Genomic DNA, 19,976 nt, shown 5'->3' with positions numbered 1-19,976 from the left:
GTCATAAACCGGAAAAGAGGCACTTGCAGAAAAACGACAGAGGCAGTATGATCTTGTACATAGACAGTAATGACCCTGTCAGAAAGGATATGTTATGAAAAAAGACAACAAAGCGGTCGCTGCCTGTATCGGCATCGCCGCTCTCGTACTTCTGTATCTGCTCACGCTTGTCACAGCCTTTCTGGACATTCCGAATTGGGACCGGCTGTTCCAGTCATGTCTGACTGCCACGATCGGCATCCCCATCCTTCTCTGGATTTATCTCATCCTCTGCCGAAAACGAAAGGAAAGAGAGGAACAGCCCAGAGACTGACGGCTTCGGCAGATATGTATTCGGAATCCTGCTTTATGCCTGTTTCACGCCCAGTCTGGCCAGTTCCGGCAGCGCCGCATCTTTGGTCGTGAACAAAATGGCCTCCATGCCTTCCGCTCTGGCTGCCTCCACATTTGTCTCCAGATCATCGAGGAACACACATTCCGCTGCCGTCAGCGCATATTTCTCTAACAGACGCCGGTAAATCTCCGGCTGGGGCTTGATCAGCTTCTCTTCGCAGGAGAGGATGCCGCCGTCCGTATAAGGCAGGAAATCCAGCGCATGGCTGCAATCGCGGCCCGCTTTGTAAGAAAAATTGGAAAGATAATAGACATGATAGCCCTTCTCTTTTAATTCCTGAATCCAGGGAATCGCGTAGTCCGCCTTTTCCACCAGACCGCCCATATCACTCAGCATCTGTCGGATCTCCTTCTCCACGCCGGGGTCGTTCTTCACCAGCAGATCGATGACCGCATCATCCTCCAGCACCCCTCTGTCAAATTCATTCCATTGATCGCTTTTCACCGTAGCGTCCGCAACCCGCCGCCAGACTTCTTCGGAAAATCCGAAACTGCAGATATGCTTTTTCCACGTATAATGTGTCAATACATTGCCAATGTCAAATATGATATTTTTAATCATCTGTCTCTTCCTCTCTTTCCAGCAAAGCCAGCAAATTTTTTGCCGCCGCCGACAACGGATTTTTCGGTCTCGTGACGACACAGAACTGTCGTTTGGGAATTCTTTTGTTAAAGCGCAGCTCAAACAGTTTTCCCGACTCCAGCTCCTTTCTGGCAAAGTCTTTCATCACACTGCCCACGCCGAGATTTCTCAGTGCAAACTGCACGATCATATCGCTCGTGGCAAGTTCAAACTCCGGATGCAGTTCCACACCGTTTTCCCGCAGGTAGTGATTCATATAAGTTCTCGTACTCGTATTGCCGCTCAGGGAAATGATCGGCAGCGTCTCCAGCTCCTGCAAGTCAAGCGTCTTGTATTTGTATGACATAAACCGCCGCCCCGCCACAAAAATGTCCTCGATCTCTCTCACCGCGTGCGCACACAGCCCCTCGTCCACAGGAAAGGGTGTGCTCACCACCCCGAAATCAATCTTTCCTTCCTCCAGATAGTGCAGCGTTTCCGGTGTCGGCGCATTGGTGACTCTCACTTTGATGCCGGAATATTGTTCATGAAACCGTTCCAGATAGGGCAGAAGATAAAATTCCAGCGTCATATCACTGGCGCCGATCCTGATCTCTCCCAACTCCAGATTCATCATCTGCTGCAACAGTTTTTCCCCCTGCACAATCTGCTCATAGCCCTTGGCCACATAAGAGTGCAGCAGCTCTCCCTCCCGGGTCAGCCGGACGCCTTTCGCGCTGCGCACAAAAAGACTGGCCCCCAGCCATTGTTCGAGCTGACGCAGACTCTGGCTCACCGCAGGCTGGGAAACGGAAAGCGCCTCGGCTGCCAGTGTCAGGCTGCCACATTTTGCCACATAATAGAACACTTTATAATATTCCAGGTTGTTCATCCTTGCATCTACGCCCCGCATCTGTTAGAATTTTCCTGTCACATCATCACTCCGCCTTTGCGCGCACAACAGGAGATCAGCTATGTATACGACAATACTGTGGGATATTGACAATACGCTTCTGGACTTTAACGCCTCCGAAAAATATGCCTTTGACACATGTCTGGAGAACGCCGGCCTCACTCCCAGCGATGAGCTATTGGCCGCCTACTCCAGGATCAATCTCTCCTTCTGGAAAATGCTGGAACGGGGAGAGATCACGCGGGATGAGCTGCTGGCTCAGCGTTTCGTCCGCTTCTTTGACTCCATGGGCATCACCGGCGTCGATACGGACCTTTTCAAAGATACCTATCAGACGCTGCTTGGCAGCACCTATTATTACCTGGACGACTCGCTCGCTCTCTGTCAGAGACTTCATCAGACACACAGACAGTATATCGTCACCAACGGTGTGGCATCCACACAGAGAAACAAGCTCGCTTTGAGCGGTCTGGACCAGTATTTTGACGGCTGCTTTATCTCTGAGGAACTCGGATGTGAAAAGCCGTCCCCTGCCTTTTTCGATAAAAGTTTCTCCCGGATTGCCAATTTCCGAAAGGAGGACGCTGTCATTATCGGCGACTCTCTCACCAGCGATATGCGCGGCGGTAACAACGCCGGTATCGCCTGCTGCTGGTATAACCCTCACGGCCTGCCTGCACCTGCCGATGTCCGGCTTGACTATATCATCAAAAATCTATGGGCGATCCTGCCCATTATCGACGGCTGAGCGGACTGTCGCGATAAATGATGTCGTCGCGGCCCGGTCCGTTGCTGACCATCGTCACCGGATAACCGATCTGTTCCTCGATAAATTCGATATATTTTCTGCAGTTTTCGGGAAGCTGTTCGTATTTCTGAACACCGCGGATGTCTGTCTTCCACCCTGGCAGAGACTTGAGCACCGGTTTCGCCTTTGCCAGTCTGGCCGTGACCGGAAACTCTGTCGTCACCTCCCCGTTGATCTCATATCCTACGCATACCGGAATTTCATCCAGGTAGCCAAGCACATCCAGGACAGTAAACGCCACATCGGTCGTTCCCTGCAGACGGCAGCCATACCTGGAGGCAACACAGTCGAACCAGCCCATCCGTCTCGGCCGTCCCGTCGTCGCCCCGAATTCTCCGCCGTCTCCGCCTCGTCTGCGCAGTTCATCCGCTTCCTCTCCGAAAATCTCGGAAACAAAAGCGCCCGCGCCTACCGCCGAGGAGTACGCCTTGCACACAGTAATGACCTGCCTGATCTCATAGGGCGGAATCCCTGCGCCGATTGCGCCGTAAGCCGCCAGCGTGGAGGAAGACGTCACCATCGGATATATGCCGTGATCCGGGTCTTTCAATGTGCCGAGCTGTCCTTCGAGAAGAATATTTTTCCCCTCTCTGACCGCCTGGTCGAGATATGCGGATACGTCGCATACATAGGGGGCAACCATCTCTCTGTACCCGCGCAGAGTCGCAAGCAGCTCCTGCGGGTCAAGCAAAGGCTTATGATACAAATGTTCCAGCAGTATATTTTTCATCTCACAGACACTCTTTACCTTTTCCTCCAACAGAGTGTCGTCAAACAGTTCGCTGACCTGGAACCCGATCTTCGCATATTTATCCGAATAAAAGGGCGCAATTCCCGATTTGGTAGAACCGAACGAACGACCGCCCAGACGTTCCTCCTCGTATTGGTCAAATAAAATATGATAGGGCATGACGATCTGTGCCCGGTCGGATACGAGTATTTTAGGCTCCGGTACATTTCTGTCTGTGACCGATCTGATTTCTTCAAACAATACCGGAATATTCAGCGCCACCCCGTTTCCGATAATACTTGTCGTGTGTCCGTAAAATACCCCCGACGGCAATGTATGCAGAGCAAATTTTCCATAATTGTTTACGATCGTATGTCCTGCATTGGCGCCGCCCTGAAAACGGACGATAATATCCGCCTCCTTTGCCAGCATATCCGTGATCTTACCTTTTCCTTCGTCTCCCCAGTTTGCTCCCACAACCGCTCTTACCATTTCCCTGACTCCTCTCAAATACATTTACCGACTGCGCAGGCAGCAGCTTCCTCTCCATCCTGCACAATCAAATATAAAAAAAGTGAGGCGTAAAAGCCTCACTCCCTCTTTTACCTATATAGTATACACAACTGTTATTTATAAGTAAAGTCAATATTTATTATACATATCATAAGTATTGCTTATAATCTAATCTCAAGCCCTACCGGACAATGATCGGAACCATATACATCCGCATAGATCAGCGCATCCTCCAGCCGGTCACGCAGCACATCAGAGACAAGAAAATAATCGATCCGCCATCCGGCATTTTTTTCTCTGGCCCGGAATCGATAAGACCACCAGGAATAGCTGTTTTCCTGATGCGGATAAAAATAACGGAAGGTATCGATAAAGCCGCCTGCCAGCAGATTACCGAACTTTTCTCTTTCCTCATCGGTAAATCCGGCGTTCCTGCGGTTCGTCCTGGGATTTTTCAGATCGATCTCCTGATGAGCCACATTCAGATCGCCGCAGAAAACAACCGGTTTCTTTTCCTCCAGCCTCTTCAGATAAGCGAAAAAGGCATCCTCCCATTCCATCCGGTAGGACAGTCTTGCCAGTTCACTCTGTGAATTGGGCGTATAGACAGTCACCATATAAAAATTCTCATATTCCGCAGTGATTACACGGCCTTCCCGGTCATGCTCGGCCACGCCGATTCCATATGACACAGTTGTCGGTTTTATCTTCGTAAACAGTGCGGTACCGGAATACCCCTTCTTCTCCGCATAGTTCCAGTACATCTCATACTCCGGCAGATCCAGTTCGATCTGCCCCTGCTGCAGCTTCGTCTCCTGCACACACAGGATATCCGGCTGCTGTGTCCGCACAAAGTCCGAAAACCCTTTTCCTTCACAGGCGCGCAGACCGTTGACATTCCATGAAATCAGTTTCATAATTTCTCCTCTTGCATTTATCACTCAGACTTCTCTGATTCCGGTTTCCATACTCCGGCTCTCTCCGACAAATTTTCCGGCATCCGCTTCCGCAGCCGCCCCGTCAGATCGATAACATCACCGTGGCAATCTGAAAATACACGATCAGAGAAATGGCATCCACAATCGTCGTAATAAAAGGACTGGCCATGACCGCGGGGTCAAAGCCGATCTTCTTGGCAAACATTGGCAGGCTGCATCCTACCAGTTTGGCGATAAACACTGCTACTACCAGAGTGAGGCAGACGACTCCTGCCACTGCCAGTCCCACTCTGTCGAGCACGAGCAGTTTGACGAAATTGGCACAGGCCAGCGTCGCCCCGCAAAGGAGCGCCACCCGCCCCTCTTTCCAGACCACGCGGAAGAGATCCTTGAACTCGATCTCATTCAGGGACAGACCGCGGATGATCGTGACACTGGCTTGTCCGCCGGCATTTCCCCCGGTGTCCATCAGCATCGGGATAAACGCCGTCAGCACTACATATCTGCTCAGCGCCCCCTCAAAAGAGGTGATGATCCGCCCTGTAAATGTGGCGGAGATCATCAGCAGTAACAGCCACGGAATCCTTTTTTTCCATGTCTCGACCACACCCATTCTCATATATGGTTTATCGGAAGGCACGATCGCCGCCATCTTCTCGATGTCTTCCGTAGCCTCTTCCTGCAGGATGTCCACGACGTCGTCGACCGTGACGATGCCTACCAAACGGTTTTCATTATCGACAACAGGCATGGACGTAAAGTCATATTTCTGAAACTGTCTGGCAACCTCTTCCTGATCCATCAGAGTGTGCAGAGAAATCACATTTTCGTGCATGATGTCGCCGATAATCGCCTCCGGCTGACTGAGCAGCAAATAGCGAAGAGAAACCGTACCGAGCAGTGTGCGCTTACTGTCGAGCACATAACAGATGTTGATCGTCTCACTGTCCACACCCACCTTGCGAATCCGTTCTATCGCATTTTGTACCGTAATATTTTCTTTCAGATCGACATATTCCACTGTCATTATGCTGCCGGCACAGTCCTCCGGATAGCGCAGCAGATGATTAATATCCCGCCTTGTATCCGGACTGGCATTGGCAAGCAGCTTTTTGACAATATTGGCCGGCATCTCCTCCAGGAGGTCCGTCGCATCGTCCGCCATCAGATTATCGATGATACCCGCCGCCTCTTTTTCCGAAAGAGCGGTGATGATAAACTGCTGGTTTTCCACTTCCATATAGGAGAACACGTCGGCTGCACTCGATTTGGGCAGAATGCGGAACACCTTCAGCAGATCTTCTTCATCCAGACTTTCGATGAAGGCCGCTATATCGGCATCGTTGACTTCCGACAGACTTTGCCTGAGCCTTGTATACTGTTTGGTATTCAGCAGTTCTTTCAGTTCCTTCAGTTCTTCTCTCAGCTCACTCATTCTGTTCCCCTGCCCTGATAATAAACGGTTCCCGCCTTCTCGATCCATACCTGAGCCGCCGTCAGCTCTGTCAGCTCTTTCTGAAAAGCCTCTTCCTGCCCGTAAGGTACAATGATCTGGTATCTCACCTTATCAGTATAGACCGTATCTTCTGTCATAATCTGCCTTTCGGCAAACAAGTGCTGCAGCTTTCCTGTCAGCGCATAATCGATTGTCACATAAAAACGGACGCCACTGTGCATCGTGATGACCGTACAGTTCTCAAGCGCCGCCTGCACCGCCTGTGTGTAGGCGCGGACCAGCCCGCCTGTCCCCAGCAGCGTGCCGCCGAAATATCTGGTGACGACAGCCGCCGTATTGGTCAGACCCATGCCACGCAGTACTTCCAGCATCGGCCTGCCCGCACTGCCGCTCGGCTCCCCGTCGTCGCTGCACCGCTCTGTCTCTCCGTCCTCTCCGGTAATGAATGCAAAGCAGTTATGTCTGGCATCATAATATTTCCTGCGGACGGACGCAATAAAGGCAAGCGCCTCCTCCTCCGAACCCACAGGCATCAAAGAGGCGATAAAACGGGATTTTTTTTCCACAATCTCACCACAGCCCGCATCCGTTATCACCCGGTAACTCCCGTGCCGCTCCTGCTTCTCCATTCGTCCATCCCTCCTTCTTCCGTCATGCACACTATTTTAGCACGTCGGCTGATTTTTTCCAACCGTGTAAATTTCTCTGCCATGATAAACACATGTATGACTCAATAATAGCAGTCCCCGTTTCCGCAGCCGCTCAATATTTATCCGGATAATCCGTACCCGTCTCCTGCTGCATCATCCGCAGATACCTCTCCGGCTCCCGTTTCATTTTCAGCATTGTATCAAAAGCCAGCAGCAGCATTTTTCCACCATTATCACGCATCCCCGGCTCGCCTCTGTCGAGCTGTGCCTTAAAGTGATCGATCTGCCACACCATAATATCGATCACCGTACATCCCCGCACGGACGCCTTACACGCAAACTGCCGGTTTTCCGCATAATAGCAGAACTCTTCCAGTATCTCTTCCTCCCTGCACAGCGATGTCCAGAACTGCTCCAGAAAAACCGCATCCTGATCCGCCAGACGGCAAAGATCCGCAGCGAAGCGCCAGGCGGCTTCCCTCTCTCTGTCCTCTCTCATAGTCCTCTCCTTTTCCTCCGAAAATCCTCCACAGTATCATTCACTATGGCCCGCATACCTGACATGGATCGTCATAGCCCGCCTGCACAGCCTCTTCCTTCGTCTCAAACAGCACTCTGTTTTTTTCACTCGGCAGCTTGCTGCAAGTCGCCAGATGTAGCTTGCCGTTCTTTGTGTTGCCGATATATGCGTATTCTGCCGCCGATGCCGTGTCGCTGTCCGTTCCGGTGTCTTTCTCTGCAAAATCCCCCTGAGAAGCACGGGTATCCTGCGCAGAAGAGCCTTTCCGCTCGCCTGCCTGCCACGTCTCAGAAGGCGCACAGTTCCATGTGATCTCTTTGCCGTCGGACAAAGCGACGATGCTTCCCTGCTCGTCCGTGCGAAACAGTTTTACACCCATGGCACGCAGACTGTTAAGCACAGCAGCGTGTGGGTGCCCATAAGAATTGTCCACACCGCAGCTGACAACCGCCCAATCCGGATCTACCGCCTCCAGAAATTCCCCGCCGGACGAGGTGTCGCTCCCATGATGCCCGACTTTATATACTTCCGCCCTGACAGAGAGCGCTTCTTCCAAAATGTCCTGTTCCGCCTCTCCCTGTGCATCTCCGGTAAACAGAAACCGGTTCTCCCCATTTTGAAACAGCAGGGCTATCGACGAATTATTGGGATCGTCATAACTGTCCACCGGAGCCAGAATCGTAAACTGAGCTGTGCCGAGACCAAAACTGGCGCCCACGTCAGGTGTGGTCCATTTCAGATTCCGGTCCGCCAGAGCCTGAATAACTCTCTGATAGGTCTTATTGTTCTTCGTATAGTCAGACATAAACACCGTGCCAATCGGGAATTTTGTGATAATAACATCGGCCCCGCCGATATGATCCGCGTCGGGATGTGTCAGTATGAGATAATCCAGCCTCTCGATTCCCTGTTTTTTCAGATATAGCTGCAGTGCGGTGCCTTTGTCATTCTCACCCGCATCGATCAGCATCGCATGTTCTCCGCATTTGATCAATGTGGCATCTCCCTGCCCCACATCAATGAAATGTATCTCTGCCTGAGAATTACCGTCCCCTGTATGCTGTCTGCTCTCTGTCTGATCCGGAGGCGCCTGGGTTTCTGACTCTCCGCCCGTTCCCTGCAGGCCGCTTATCGATATGGCCACTGCCAAAAACAGGATCGCCGCAAGGCACCAGACCGCCCCTTTCCATGTTCTGTTTTTCATATTCTTTCCCCTGTTTCTCTTTCGTTAATTATCGAGTACTTATGTATGACAACGATAGTGTGACAAAATTATACCACAGATCAACGATAAAAAAATAGAATCCGACAGGCAAAATTTCTGCCTGCGGGACTCTATCCTCAGTCAGTACTATAATTAATTATAATTATTCTATATATTAATCAGCTCAATACCACCTTGTCATCGGCAGTTCATTGCTGACTCCGTTCGTAAAGACAATCTGATGCAGATCTATGACGCCATTCATAAAAGTTGCCGCACAGGAACACAGGTAGAGCTCCCACATCCTCGTAAACTCCTCTCCAAACTTTTCCGTGATCGTCTCCTTATGCCGCTGAAAATTTTCATTCCAGCACAGCAGCGTTCTGCTGTAATGTCTGCGCAGACTCTCCACGTCGACGGTATAAAAGGAAAGGTCTCCTGCAAGATGGATGATCTCCCGCAGACTCGGAATGACTCCTCCCGGAAAAATATATTTTTTTATCCAGGCATCGCCCGGATATTCGGAAAGAGCACTGATGAAATGGAGCAGAAAGACGCCGCCGGGCTTCATAACTTTTTTGACGCAGTTCATAAACGTTTCATACTGGTCTCTGCCCACATGCTCGAGCATCCCCACACTGACAACCCTGTCATATTTTTGATTCAGCCCGGAAAGATCGCGATAATCCATCAATTCCACCGTCAGATATTGTTCCAGATGTTCTTCGCGGATTCGCTCTTCAAATTTCTTCTTTTGCTCTATGCTCAGCGTAATGCCGGTGCCATATATCTTATACTTTTTCGCTGCCTCTATCAAGAGGAATCCCCAGCCGCAGCCAATGTCACAGAGGCGCATTCCCTCCTGTAAATATAATTTTTCCAGTATCCGATCCACTTTATGGCACTGCGCCTCATACAGACTATCCTCTTCCGACTGAAAATAGCCGCAGGAATAACTCATCGTCTCGTCCAGCCAGAGACTGTAAAAGTCGTTTCCAATGTCATAATGAGAAGTCACTTCCTTTTTCTGATTGTTCTTTGACCCGGAAGTGAAAATCAAGTGCTTCAAAGCCTTTCTGTCGGTTGAAAACTGACCCATCTGGCCGAGAAAACTATACAAAGCCTGATACAGATCGCCTTCTATCTCAATATCTCCGTGCATATACGCCTCACCCAATGCCAGAGAAGTACTTTTTAAAAGTTCCTGGACAGAAGCCAGCCTGTGCACGATCACTGTAAAATCAGGCTCTCCCTCCCCGATCAGATATTTGTTCCCATGAATGACCATTTGAAACGGCCGTTCCTTAAATCTCCCCATAAAATGAATCAGTTCTTTTTCTGCCAGACTCATATATCGTGCTCCTTTCACCCATTATAAGGGAAAGGATTTCCAGTTTTTTACTGTTTCATACTCTTTTCTGCTGTCTCCTTACTCTGCGAGCAGTTCCTCCCATGCCGATACTTTAAACCCTGTCAGTACTCCGTTCTCCGCAATAAGCAGAGGACGTTTTACGAGCATACCGTCTGTGGCAAGAAGCTCCAGCTTCTCCTGTTCCGACATCTGTGGTAATTTTTCTTTCAGATTCATTGACTTATAGATGAGACCGCTCGTATTGAAAAACTTTTTAATCTCCAATCCACTCTTTTCATACCAGGCCGCAAGCTCTTCCGCATTCGGATTCTCTGTCTTTATATCCCTCATCTCATAAGAGATCTCATGTTCATCAAGCCATTTTTTTGCCTTCTGACAAGTACTGCATTTCGGATACCATAAAAACAACATCATATTTCCTCCTTCTAATCAAACGAATTCTTTACAGACTGCTTATTCCTTATCGTTTCCGCACTCATCCGCTGACTGCGTTCTCTGCCGTCTTCCGGTTCGTCCATCCGGATCGGACACTTGCCTTTGCCCCCGCATCCGTCGGTTACGACAAATGTAATCATTCCCTCAATGCAGACTTCTTCCGTCAGTGCATTCAGCGCTGTGACCGCAACTGTAAAACTGCTCCCGCCTGTCAGAACCACCCTCGCCAGAAAGCGTACGATCGTTCCCTTCTGCACCGGTCTGCGAAATGACATGTCGTGAAGATTTCTGCACACGATCCCTTCACACGTGCCACATTCACAGCCTGCCGCCACAAATGCCGCTTCCACAAACCACGCCGCCGCTCTGGCAGCAAACAGCGTGCCGTGGTGATTCAGATCTTCCTGCTTTACCAAATGAGATGTCTCATACTGTTTCATCTCTTTTTCTCCTTATGTTTGTATTTTCAGTCCTGATAATCCTGTCAGCGCCTGTGAGCTATATTGCCTGCGGAGATACTCCCATTAACAGACGGTATACCTGATTTACATCCGGAATATTTTCCAGAGCAAATCCATTCATATCCTGCTGCGCCGAACCATGATATGTCCACCAGTATCCATAAGCATTGCTGCGGACGTTGCCAAACATGATCGTACCGGAGCCGTCTCTGTTCACAGTCATGTGCATTTCCGGAGCACAGCTCCTGTTCAGAGAGCTGATCTTACCGCCCCGGGATATAAGCACTCTCCTGTCTGTAACCGCATAATAAGTAATACCGCGCATATACTGCTGCACGAAAAAACGTCCCGCAATCATATAAAGTCCTACGAGAACAAACGGAATGCCCCACAGGCAAAAGAAAACCGGCGCGCCTGACACCACCGCACTGACCTCCCAGAATATGGCAAAACCACCCCAAACAATGCTGAACGGTATCATAAAAATGTCCCTCTGAGAAAACACATGCCCTTTTACGGGCCTGCCTTTCCACACAAGATGTTCATCAAACAACAGACACCCTGTGAATTGTCCATATCCATCGTAATCATCCATACTTTTCCCCTCCAATGTCGTCCTGTTATTGGATCTTGTCCCAAAACAGGATCAATTACAACCTTATATATCAAGACAATATGCGATTTTCCACTGCCATGTCAAGCAGTTTTTGCCAAAACTATGGAAAAATTGTCTTGTCTGTGTTATACTTCCGGATGGTATCACCTAATAAATAAGAAGGAGTATTGTATTAACATGAAAAAGAGCCAGAACCTAAAACACAAAATTATTTTTTATGTTATGTCTGTATCTATCCTCTTGGCAGCGCTGATTACCATTACGATGGCCGTTGGTACCATCCACTCTGCCAACACAATCTTACTGGATAATATGCAGATCACTACAAGGATTGCTTCTCAAAGCATCAGTTCCAATCTTCATCTGCTCACGGAACGTATGTTCAATCTGTCTGCGGAATCTGTTTTTTCAGATCCTTCCGTTCCGGCAGAGCAAAAACAGGCCCGCATAGATGAAATCCAGACGCTGATCGAATTTGTGTGGATAGCCGCCTATGATCCGTCCGGTCAGAAATTATACGGAGATGATCTCGCACCGGCTTCCATCGCGGACACCAAATATTATTCTTATCTGACCCAGACACAAAGCACTGTTATCGGCGAACCATACGAGGAGGACGGTCTCCTTCAGCTCTGTGTAGGTACCACCCTGAAAAATGATGATCAGGTGACCGGTTATCTCATCGGAAGTTATAAATACGATCTTCTGCACGATGTTCTCAGCCTTCTGATCCTTGGCGACACCGGAAGCGCCTGCATTATCAACGAAGAAGGTATCATCATCGGCGACAGTTCCAAACAGAAGATCATCGAACAGCAAAATATTTACGATTTGTATACCTCAGATAAAAATGCAGAAATATTCGACAGGGCACGCGCCTTTCAGACCGGCTCCGCACTTACATATATGAAGCATGTCAATCACTATGTAGGCTATGCGCCGATTCCCGGTACAAACTGGTCTCTGCTCGTTAAAGTACCACAAAATGAATACATGAACGTTATGGTAGCTTCTATCGGGGTAACTGTCGTGATCTCTCTCCTGTTGCTGCTCACGGCTGCCGCTGTCATCACTCCTCTGGCCCGGAAGATTTCGGACTCTCTGTTGTCTGCGACAAAACGGCTCCAGTCTCTTGCCAATGGCAATCTGACAGATTCGGTCGTCCGCTCGGACAGCAGCGAAGAGACGCTCATCCTCACAGATGCACTTGATCAGATGATCACCAGTCTCAACCATTACAGAGAAGATATTCAACACTGTCTCTCTTCTCTGTCCGGTGGTGACTACACGATAACGGTCCCTGATAACTTTCAGGGCGATTTTGCGTCAATCCATGACTCTCTTGTCAACATTACCGAGTCTCTGAACAAGACAATGATGCGCATGAATCAGTCTTCCATGGAAGTAAACCAGAACTCTGTCAGTGTGTCAGACCATGCAAAGTCTTTATACGATGGCTCTCTGAATCAGGCAGCCCTGCTGACTCAATTAGAAAGCGGTATGTCCGGTATCATGGCTTCCATTGAAAAGAATAAAGACAATGTGCTTGAGATCGAGTCGTGTTCCGAAAACGCCAACGAGAAAACGCTGCTTGGCGACAGTTATATGCAAAAAATGCTGGATGCTATGAAACAGATCAGCGCCTCCATAGAAAAAATATCTCAGATCAGCCTGCTGATTGAAGATATTTCCAGTGAAACCAATCTGCTCTCCCTGAACGCCGCGATTGAAGCCGCTGCTGCCGGTGAGGCGGGGCGCGGTTTTGCAGTCGTTGCCGCTGAGATCGGGCATCTCTCTGCCCAGACTGCACAGGCTTTACAGCAGACAATGAGCATTACCCAGGATGCCGTACAGACGATCCGGCAGGCGCATGAGACTGCTGATCAGACCGCAAAGGCCTTCGAACAGATCAGACAGGTAGCGGAACAATTCCACAATATTTCATCCAAATTGTCCGATACGGTGGAGGACCAGACAGTCGCCGTCACAGCAATCAACTCCCAGCTTGTCTCCTTACAGGACATTGCCGATGCAAACAAAGGACTGGCAGAAGAGATGACCGATATAGCCGCCGACTCACTGTCACAGTCCGAAAGCCTGAAAGATTATGTCTCACAAGTGAAGATAAATGAAATGATATGATGAGGAGGACCATTCATGAAAAAAAGAATTTGTCTTGCACTGCTTTTCCTTATCGTTTTGTTAAACGGATGCAGTTTAAAATCAGAGATGAAAGACGGTTTCTATACCGCAGAGATGTCGGACTATTCTCACGGCTGGAAAGAATATCTGTGTATTTTTGTCAAGGACGATGCGATCGTCTACGCGGAGTTTAACGCCAAGGATCCGAGCGGTTATATCAAGGCGTGGGATAATGCCTACATGCACAATATGCTTGCCACAGGAAGTACATATCCCAACGACTACACGCGCAGATATGTGGCACAGCTGATCGAAACACAAAATCCGGATGAACTGGACGCCATCACCGGCGCCAGCCACTCCGGCAGCAACTTTGAAAAATTATCTGCTGCTGTCATCGAGCAGGCACGCAAAGGGGATTCTTCCATCGCCATCGTTCAAGCCGGAGATGAATAGCACTGCTGTCTGCTTACGGAAAAGAAATTGTAATTTCTTAATATCATAAAAAATGGGAAGGGTTTATGCCCTTCCCATTTGCTACCGGTATCTTCTTACTCTTTATTTCCCGCTCTGTGCCACCGCCTCCAGTACATAAATCCTTGAGTCAAAATCCATACCAGGCTCCACTCCTTCTCCGGTTTTCCCGGAAGCCCCGTCCGATGTGAGCAGGCCGATGTTCATCAGCTCATCCCCAAAGCAGAAAGAATCATCCCGCTGACTGTGATACAGACTGTCCGGATCAAGCCCCTGCAGACGGACCCGCGTATAAGCGCCGCAGATGCCATTTAAGACACGATACCAGCCGACAATCGCCAGACTCCGGTCTTCACTCACCGCCATCCATATCGTCTCATTACTCTCAAAGGGGCTCTGCAGCCGGTAAAATGTACCAAACTGCAGTACGCGGCGGTATTTCTTCATAAAGCAGATCTGCTCTTTTACCTGCGAGATCTCCTGTTCTGACAATTTGTTCAGATCGAGCTCGTACCCAAATGTGCCAAAATATGCTACATTCGCTCTCGTATGCAGCGGAGTCATGCGCAGAAGCTGATGATTCGGCGACGCCGAAACATGACTGCCCATACTGCTCAGCGGATAGCAGAGTGAAGTCCCGTACTGAATCTTCAGACGTTCCACTGCATCGGAATCATCACTTGTCCAGCACTGGGGTGCGTAATAAAGCATCCCCGGATCAAAACGGCCGCCGCCGCTCGCGCACGACTCAAAGAGTACCTGCGGAAATTCTTCCCGCAGCCGCTCATACAGATCGTATACGCCGAGTATATATCTGTGGAATACTTCTCCCTGCCGGTCTGCGGGCAGGGCCGCGCAGTAGCACTCCGTGATGCTTCTGTTCATATCCCACTTCACATAGGAAACTTTGGCCTCCCGCAATATTTTTGCCATCATCGCATGGATATGATCTACGACCTCTTTTCTGGAAAAATCCAGTACAAACTGATGTCTTCCATGCGACTGGTTCCTGTCGGGCGTAGCCAGAATCCAGTCCGGATGCGCCCGGTACAGATCCGAATCTTTATTTGTCATCTCCGGTTCAAACCAGAGACCGAATTTCATCCCCAGCGCTTCGATGCGCTCCGCGAGACCGGTGATCCCGCCGGGCAGTCTCTGCGGATTGGCCACCCAGTCACCCAGACCGGCCCGCTCTCCCGTCCGGCTTCCAAACCAGCCGTCATCGAGCACAAACAGCTCTACACCGCACTCTTTTGCTTTCGTGGCTATATCAATCAACTGCTCCTGTGTGAAATCAAAATAAGTCGCTTCCCAGTTATTGAGCAGGACAGGCCGTTCTCTGTCACGCCAAAATCCTCTCGCCAGCCGTCTCTGGTACAGCCTGTGAAAAGTCTGACTCATACCGTTCAGACCCTTGTCCGAATAGACGAGAACCGCCTCCGGCGTCTGAAACTGACCGCCGCATTCCAGCTTCCAGTCAAACCCATACGGATTGATGCCGGCCAGCAACCGTGTCGTATCATAGGTGTCCACCTGCGCCTGTATCAGAAAATTTCCACTGTATACCAGTGAGACGCCCAGCACCTCTCCCTGTCCCTCATCTGCATGCCTGCGCTTTAGCACAACAAAGGGATTCTGTTCGTGGGATGAATTGCCACGCAGACTGTCAACCGCCTGAAGCCCCTCTGTCAGAGGCCGGCTTATGATATGCCGCTCTCTCGCCCAGCAGCCGGAAAGCTGCAGCCATTCATAGTCATGATCGGGTAAATCCAGACACAGACTCATTGCCCGCGTCAGATGCACACTCTCACTGCCTTCATTGACAAAACGGACATTTCGGGCAATGATCCCACCCATCTCGAAAATACTGTAAGACAGTTCCGCACGGATTCCTGTGAGAGTATCTTTCAAGACGATACATAATGTGTCCGCCTCTTCGTCCTTCTCCGTATAGGTAGCGGGAAGTCCTTCCAGTTTTGGCTTACCCGCCGTGATAACATGGCTTTCATAGCGAAAATCCGAGATGCGGCTGCCATTATTTTGCAAGATTTCCGTCATCGAATGACGGTAATCCGTCGTTCCATAGACCGGAAATTCCTGCTTGATATGCTCTAGTGACAGCGGTTCTTCGTCCTCGGTAAGATACGAACACATCCCCCGCATCCCTTGTTCCAGCAGGTAAGAAAAATCTTCTTTGTCATGGACCCGTTTTCCGAAATATAACTGTCCGATATGTCCGTTGTCCAGCACGGTCATCAGATAACTGATGACATCGTTATACAGATGAAAGGTTTTACTGTTCTCATGATATACAATGCTCATCGCTTCCTATGCCTCTCCCATCTTTGCCAGCTTGGCCGCCTGATCGGCGGCAATGCAGGCGTCAATAATCTCCTGAATATCTCCGTTCATGATTTTATCCAGCTTATACAGTGTCAGATTGATCCGGTGATCCGTCACACGCCCCTGCGGGAAATTGTACGTACGTATCTTTTCGGAACGGTCTCCCGTGCCGATCTGGCTCCTTCTCGCCTCTGCCTCCGCATCATGCGCCTTCTGGCATTCCATGTCATACAACTTGGCCCGCAGAAGAGCAAACGCCTTGGCCTTATTTTGAAGCTGCGATTTCTCCGTCTGGCTGTACACGACAATGCCAGTCGGATAGTGCGTCAGACGCACCGCTGAGTCCGTCGTATTCACACACTGTCCGCCGTTACCGGACGCACGCATCACATCAATACGGATGTCTTTCTCATCGATCTGTACGTCCACTTCTTCCGCCTCCGGCATAACCGCCACCGTAATTGTGGAAGTGTGAATCCGGCCTCCGGACTCGGTCTCCGGTACACGCTGTACCCGGTGCACGCCGCTCTCATACTTCATCACAGAATAAGCGCCCGCTCCCGTAATCATAAAGGTCACACTCTTCATGCCGCCGATGCCGATCTCCTCCGCCTCTGCCGTCTCTACCTTCCATCGTCTGCCCTCTGCATAATGCACATACATACGGTAAATCTCCGCCGCAAACAGTGCCGCCTCATCTCCGCCTGCGCCCGCACGGATCTCTACGATCACGTTCTTATCATCATTGGGATCTTTTGGCAGCAGTAATATTTTCAGCTCCTGCTCCAGCTCCTCCACCCGCTTCTTACCGCCGACCAGCTCTTCCTTGAGCATCTCCCGCATCTCCGCATCACTTTCCTCCTCCAGCATGGCCAGACTGTCCTCAATGTCCTGCCGGCATTTCTTATATTCTTTATAAGCCTCTACGATCGGTGTCAGATCGCTCTGTTCTTTCATCAGCCTGCGGAAACGCTCCTGATTGTTCGCCACATCAGGCTCATTCAACTCGTTCATAATCTCTTCAAATCTGTTGATCAGATCTTCTAATTTATCAAACATCCTCTTCCCTCCGGCGCTTGCCTGTCATACTCCGGTCTCAGACCGGCCTATTCCAGAAACACGCATTTGACAACTCTATCCAGTCCGGCAAAGTCTCTGCGTACTTCTATCTCCCGATACCCTTCTTCGGCCAGAATGCCGCTCACGGCTTCCCCCTGATCATATCCGATCTCAAAAAACACGGAGGCGCCTCTGTACAAATAAGATTTTGCTTCCCTGCTGATCGTTCGGTAGAAATACAGCCCGTCCGCTTTTCCATCCAGCGCGGTATGAGGCTCATGCAGACGCACTTCCGCCATCAGGGACGGAATCACTGCGGATGGTATATAAGGCGGGTTGGAGACAAGCAGATCGAACCTGCGTCCCTGTTCCAGTCCCGCAAACAAATCGCTCCGCACGAATTCCGCGCCTTTCACGGAAAGCGCCGCCGCATTCCGGGCTGCAGTGTCCAGCGCCTGTTGCGAGACGTCGGCGCCGACACCACTGCAGTCATTGGAGTAATGCAGCAGACTGAGCAGGATACAGCCACTTCCGGTGCACATATCCAGAATATCCATGCCATCATGCAGCTCCTTCATAGCCTCCTCCACGAGCAGTTCCGTATCCTGCCGTGGAATAAGCACATGAGGGTTCACCTCAAACGTAAGCCCCATAAATTCCTGCACACCTGTAATATATTGCAGCGGAACATGCCGCTTTCTCTCTATGATCTGTTCTGCGTAACGCTTTTCCTGCCCGGGCCCGACTTCCCTCTCACCATGAACAAGCAGCGTGTTCCTGTCTGTATGGCATATATGCTCCAGCAACAGGCGGGCATCCAGCTCCGCCTCCGCAATATCCGCTTCACGCAGGCACTTCACACCATACTCATACAATTCCCGGTATTGCATCTATCTGCTTTCCTCAACATTGCTTTCCGTCCTTTGACCGCCTGCGTCTGCCATCTCTTCGTCACTGTCTGAGGCTGCCATCTCCTTACCGACGGCTGAAGAATCCATCTCATCCTCTTCCTCATCATCGCCCGCTCCGTCTGTCAGCCATGAATCGTCGACATCATATCCAAACGTTTCCTTCAGATAGGCTTTCCAGTCAAACACTGCTTCCACGGAAGCAATCGCCACCGCCACCATCGCTTCATCCGGCTCCTTCGTCGTCAGTTTTTGCAGCCACATGCCCGGCGCAGAGAGCATTCTCACAAAAATATTGTTGCTGTTTCCCGCCAGACGGATGATCTCATAGGAGATTCCCGCAATAACCGGAACCAGCGCAATGCGGACCGCTACCCGGTATACCGGATGCTCCACCCGGATAAAAAAGAACAGAACTACACTGACGAACATGACAAACAGCAAAAAGCTCGTTCCACAGCGCTTATGCTGCCTGGAACTGCGCATCACGTTGTGCACGGTCAGCGGACGTCCTTTTTCGATACAGTTAATACATTTGTGTTCCGCTCCGTGGTACTGGTATAATCGGTGAATGTCCTTCATCGCCGAGATGCCAACGACATACAACACAAAGATCACAATGCGGATCACACCCTCCAGAATCGCCAGAAGCGAGGCATTGCGCACATAACTGCCCATCAGGCTGGAGAGAAAAAAGGGCAATATCATAAAGACCGCCACCGCCAGCACGAGAGAGACAGCCATCGTAAGCCCCATCGCTATGTCCTCTGCCTTATCGCCAAATATCTTTTCAAACAAAGAAGGCTTATTGCCCTTCTGTTTCTCTTCCCCGTCCTCATAAAAAGAAGCCGAAAATGTCAGTGTACGCATACCAAGTATCATCGAATCAAGAAACTGAAAGATACCACGCACAAAGGGAATCTTTTTCAGCACGCTGCCATGCAGCACCCCGTGAAACTCTTCTGTCTCGACAACGATCTCCCCGTCCGGTTTCCTGACCGCCACCGCATAGGCGTCTTTGTTTTTCATCATAACGCCTTCCAGCACCGCCTGTCCGCCGATACCACAGGAACGATTGCATTTCTTCCTCATTGTAAAACCTCCGGATCTATACATTCCATCATCTATGTACCTCGACCTGTGAAATGTATAAAAGTGTAAAAATAAGGTTGAGATCATAAACCTCAACCTTTTCTGTACTGCTATTTGCTTTCAACGCCATATTTCTTATTGAACTTATCAATTCGTCCGGCAACCCTTGCAGACTTCTGCTGACCTGTGTAGAATGAATGGCACTTGGAACAAACTTCTACGTGGATTTCAGGCTTCGTGGACCCTGTCACAAATGTATTTCCACAGTTGCACGTCACCGTTGCCTGATAATATGTGGGATGGATTCCTTCTTTCATCGTTTTCACCTCTCTATTGTAATAAAATGATCTTCATGTTTACACTTTTATGTCTGTAATACTCCTACAA

General features: G+C 49.9%; 21 protein-coding genes. 4 read left to right on the top strand and 17 right to left on the bottom strand.

Going from position 1 to position 19,976, the window contains the following annotated elements; all coding sequences use genetic code 11:
- Positions 1-94: 94 nt before the first annotated feature.
- Positions 95-313 (top strand): hypothetical protein, encoded by a 219-nt coding sequence (locus tag V1224_04940; GenBank protein ID WWR16784.1) that lies wholly within the window; start codon positions 95-97, stop codon positions 311-313.
- Between the two features lie 33 nt (positions 314-346).
- Here the strand turns inward: V1224_04940 and V1224_04935 are convergent, their stop codons facing one another.
- Both V1224_04935 and V1224_04930 read right to left on the bottom strand, forming a co-directional pair.
- Positions 347-955 carry an HAD family phosphatase gene (locus V1224_04935; protein WWR16783.1) on the bottom strand — a complete coding sequence of 203 codons (609 nt, stop codon included), beginning with the start codon at positions 953-955 and terminating at the stop codon, positions 347-349.
- The gene (locus V1224_04930; GenBank protein WWR16782.1) at positions 948-1,868 is read right to left on the bottom strand and encodes a LysR family transcriptional regulator; all 921 of its coding nucleotides are present in this window, start codon (positions 1,866-1,868) and stop codon (positions 948-950) included. Before V1224_04930 ends, V1224_04935 begins: the two co-directional genes overlap by 8 nt.
- A 61-nt stretch (positions 1,869-1,929) precedes the next feature.
- On the opposite strand from V1224_04930, the gene V1224_04925 reads away from it, so the two are divergent.
- On the top strand, positions 1,930-2,616 hold the full coding sequence (locus tag V1224_04925) for a YjjG family noncanonical pyrimidine nucleotidase (GenBank protein WWR16781.1): 687 nt from the start codon (positions 1,930-1,932) through the stop codon (positions 2,614-2,616).
- On the opposite strand, the gene V1224_04920 is transcribed toward V1224_04925, so the two are convergent.
- The 10 genes from V1224_04920 to V1224_04875 form a co-directional block, all read right to left on the bottom strand.
- On the bottom strand, positions 2,603-3,898 hold the full coding sequence (locus tag V1224_04920; protein WWR16780.1) for an adenylosuccinate synthase: 1,296 nt from the start codon (positions 3,896-3,898) through the stop codon (positions 2,603-2,605). The two genes, V1224_04925 and V1224_04920, sit on opposite strands and share 14 nt — an antisense overlap.
- 182 nt (positions 3,899-4,080) lie before the next feature.
- Complete coding sequence (locus V1224_04915; protein WWR16779.1) at positions 4,081-4,836, bottom strand: exodeoxyribonuclease III; 756 nt, start codon at positions 4,834-4,836, stop codon at positions 4,081-4,083.
- 103 nt (positions 4,837-4,939) lie between these two features.
- Positions 4,940-6,292, bottom strand: a complete 1,353-nt coding sequence (gene mgtE, locus V1224_04910; GenBank protein ID WWR16778.1) for a magnesium transporter — start codon at positions 6,290-6,292, stop codon at positions 4,940-4,942.
- Positions 6,289-6,942: a YigZ family protein gene (locus V1224_04905; protein ID WWR16777.1), complete on the bottom strand. Its 654-nt coding sequence runs from the start codon at positions 6,940-6,942 to the stop codon at positions 6,289-6,291. Before V1224_04905 ends, mgtE begins: the two co-directional genes overlap by 4 nt.
- 133 nt (positions 6,943-7,075) lie before the next feature.
- Positions 7,076-7,462: a hypothetical protein gene (locus V1224_04900; GenBank protein ID WWR16776.1), complete on the bottom strand. Its 387-nt coding sequence runs from the start codon at positions 7,460-7,462 to the stop codon at positions 7,076-7,078.
- 43 nt (positions 7,463-7,505) lie between these two features.
- The gene (locus V1224_04895) at positions 7,506-8,687 is read right to left on the bottom strand and encodes an MBL fold metallo-hydrolase (protein ID WWR16775.1); all 1,182 of its coding nucleotides are present in this window, start codon (positions 8,685-8,687) and stop codon (positions 7,506-7,508) included.
- A 184-nt stretch (positions 8,688-8,871) separates the two neighbouring features.
- Positions 8,872-10,038, bottom strand: a complete 1,167-nt coding sequence (locus tag V1224_04890) for a cyclopropane-fatty-acyl-phospholipid synthase family protein (protein ID WWR16774.1) — start codon at positions 10,036-10,038, stop codon at positions 8,872-8,874.
- A gap of 78 nt (positions 10,039-10,116) precedes the next feature.
- Positions 10,117-10,470 carry an arsenate reductase family protein gene (locus tag V1224_04885; protein ID WWR17425.1) on the bottom strand — a complete coding sequence of 118 codons (354 nt, stop codon included), beginning with the start codon at positions 10,468-10,470 and terminating at the stop codon, positions 10,117-10,119.
- Positions 10,471-10,484: 14 nt separating this feature from the next.
- Positions 10,485-10,934: a hotdog domain-containing protein gene (locus tag V1224_04880; protein WWR16773.1), complete on the bottom strand. Its 450-nt coding sequence runs from the start codon at positions 10,932-10,934 to the stop codon at positions 10,485-10,487.
- 58 nt (positions 10,935-10,992) lie between these two features.
- Positions 10,993-11,550, bottom strand: a complete 558-nt coding sequence (locus V1224_04875) for a hypothetical protein (protein WWR16772.1) — start codon at positions 11,548-11,550, stop codon at positions 10,993-10,995.
- A 243-nt stretch (positions 11,551-11,793) separates the two neighbouring features.
- On the opposite strand from V1224_04875, the gene V1224_04870 reads away from it, so the two are divergent.
- The gene (locus V1224_04870) at positions 11,794-13,713 is read left to right on the top strand and encodes a methyl-accepting chemotaxis protein (GenBank protein WWR16771.1); all 1,920 of its coding nucleotides are present in this window, start codon (positions 11,794-11,796) and stop codon (positions 13,711-13,713) included.
- A 15-nt stretch (positions 13,714-13,728) separates the two neighbouring features.
- The gene (locus V1224_04865; GenBank protein WWR16770.1) at positions 13,729-14,169 is read left to right on the top strand and encodes an FMN-binding protein; all 441 of its coding nucleotides are present in this window, start codon (positions 13,729-13,731) and stop codon (positions 14,167-14,169) included.
- Positions 14,170-14,271: 102 nt separating this feature from the next.
- On the opposite strand, the gene V1224_04860 is transcribed toward V1224_04865, so the two are convergent.
- From V1224_04860 to rpmE, 5 genes are all read right to left on the bottom strand, one after another.
- The gene (locus tag V1224_04860) at positions 14,272-16,509 is read right to left on the bottom strand and encodes an alpha-galactosidase (protein WWR16769.1); all 2,238 of its coding nucleotides are present in this window, start codon (positions 16,507-16,509) and stop codon (positions 14,272-14,274) included.
- Positions 16,510-16,515: 6 nt separating this feature from the next.
- Positions 16,516-17,589: a peptide chain release factor 1 gene (prfA, locus tag V1224_04855; GenBank protein WWR16768.1), complete on the bottom strand. Its 1,074-nt coding sequence runs from the start codon at positions 17,587-17,589 to the stop codon at positions 16,516-16,518.
- 47 nt (positions 17,590-17,636) lie between these two features.
- On the bottom strand, positions 17,637-18,479 hold the full coding sequence (gene prmC, locus V1224_04850; GenBank protein ID WWR16767.1) for a peptide chain release factor N(5)-glutamine methyltransferase: 843 nt from the start codon (positions 18,477-18,479) through the stop codon (positions 17,637-17,639).
- Positions 18,480-19,589, bottom strand: coding sequence for a DUF1385 domain-containing protein (locus tag V1224_04845; GenBank protein WWR16766.1), 1,110 nt, complete (start codon positions 19,587-19,589; stop codon positions 18,480-18,482).
- 110 nt (positions 19,590-19,699) lie between these two features.
- Positions 19,700-19,906, bottom strand: coding sequence for a 50S ribosomal protein L31 (rpmE, locus tag V1224_04840; GenBank protein WWR16765.1), 207 nt, complete (start codon positions 19,904-19,906; stop codon positions 19,700-19,702).
- Positions 19,907-19,976: the final 70 nt, after the last annotated feature.

It is taken from the genome of Lachnospiraceae bacterium JLR.KK008 (assembly GCA_037015955.1).
In the GTDB taxonomy this organism is placed as follows: domain Bacteria; phylum Bacillota; class Clostridia; order Lachnospirales; family Lachnospiraceae; genus VSOB01.
The sequence above is the reverse complement of the archived record's forward strand: the minus strand, read 5'-3'. Positions and strand labels throughout refer to the sequence as shown.

What these genes read in the sequence shown, in the direction of transcription:
- V1224_04915 (WWR16779.1), bottom strand. Translation starts at nt 4,836, where the DNA reads ATGAAACTGATTTCATGGAATGTCAACGGTCTGCGCGCCTGTGAAGGA.
- V1224_04920 (WWR16780.1), bottom strand. Translation starts at nt 3,898, where the DNA reads ATGGTAAGAGCGGTTGTGGGAGCAAACTGGGGAGACGAAGGAAAAGGT.
- prmC (WWR16767.1), bottom strand. Translation starts at nt 18,479, where the DNA reads ATGCAATACCGGGAATTGTATGAGTATGGTGTGAAGTGCCTGCGTGAA.
- V1224_04860 (WWR16769.1), bottom strand. Translation starts at nt 16,509, where the DNA reads ATGAGCATTGTATATCATGAGAACAGTAAAACCTTTCATCTGTATAAC.
- V1224_04905 (WWR16777.1), bottom strand. Translation starts at nt 6,942, where the DNA reads ATGGAGAAGCAGGAGCGGCACGGGAGTTACCGGGTGATAACGGATGCG.
- V1224_04940 (WWR16784.1), top strand. Translation starts at nt 95, where the DNA reads ATGAAAAAAGACAACAAAGCGGTCGCTGCCTGTATCGGCATCGCCGCT.
- V1224_04875 (WWR16772.1), bottom strand. Translation starts at nt 11,550, where the DNA reads ATGGATGATTACGATGGATATGGACAATTCACAGGGTGTCTGTTGTTT.
- prfA (WWR16768.1), bottom strand. Translation starts at nt 17,589, where the DNA reads ATGTTTGATAAATTAGAAGATCTGATCAACAGATTTGAAGAGATTATG.
- V1224_04845 (WWR16766.1), bottom strand. Translation starts at nt 19,589, where the DNA reads ATGAGGAAGAAATGCAATCGTTCCTGTGGTATCGGCGGACAGGCGGTG.
- V1224_04925 (WWR16781.1), top strand. Translation starts at nt 1,930, where the DNA reads ATGTATACGACAATACTGTGGGATATTGACAATACGCTTCTGGACTTT.
- mgtE (WWR16778.1), bottom strand. Translation starts at nt 6,292, where the DNA reads ATGAGTGAGCTGAGAGAAGAACTGAAGGAACTGAAAGAACTGCTGAAT.
- V1224_04890 (WWR16774.1), bottom strand. Translation starts at nt 10,038, where the DNA reads ATGAGTCTGGCAGAAAAAGAACTGATTCATTTTATGGGGAGATTTAAG.
- V1224_04880 (WWR16773.1), bottom strand. Translation starts at nt 10,934, where the DNA reads ATGAAACAGTATGAGACATCTCATTTGGTAAAGCAGGAAGATCTGAAT.
- V1224_04895 (WWR16775.1), bottom strand. Translation starts at nt 8,687, where the DNA reads ATGAAAAACAGAACATGGAAAGGGGCGGTCTGGTGCCTTGCGGCGATC.
- V1224_04865 (WWR16770.1), top strand. Translation starts at nt 13,729, where the DNA reads ATGAAAAAAAGAATTTGTCTTGCACTGCTTTTCCTTATCGTTTTGTTA.
- V1224_04885 (WWR17425.1), bottom strand. Translation starts at nt 10,470, where the DNA reads ATGTTGTTTTTATGGTATCCGAAATGCAGTACTTGTCAGAAGGCAAAA.
- V1224_04930 (WWR16782.1), bottom strand. Translation starts at nt 1,868, where the DNA reads ATGCGGGGCGTAGATGCAAGGATGAACAACCTGGAATATTATAAAGTG.
- V1224_04870 (WWR16771.1), top strand. Translation starts at nt 11,794, where the DNA reads ATGTCTGTATCTATCCTCTTGGCAGCGCTGATTACCATTACGATGGCC.
- V1224_04900 (WWR16776.1), bottom strand. Translation starts at nt 7,462, where the DNA reads ATGAGAGAGGACAGAGAGAGGGAAGCCGCCTGGCGCTTCGCTGCGGAT.
- V1224_04935 (WWR16783.1), bottom strand. Translation starts at nt 955, where the DNA reads ATGATTAAAAATATCATATTTGACATTGGCAATGTATTGACACATTAT.
- rpmE (WWR16765.1), bottom strand. Translation starts at nt 19,906, where the DNA reads ATGAAAGAAGGAATCCATCCCACATATTATCAGGCAACGGTGACGTGC.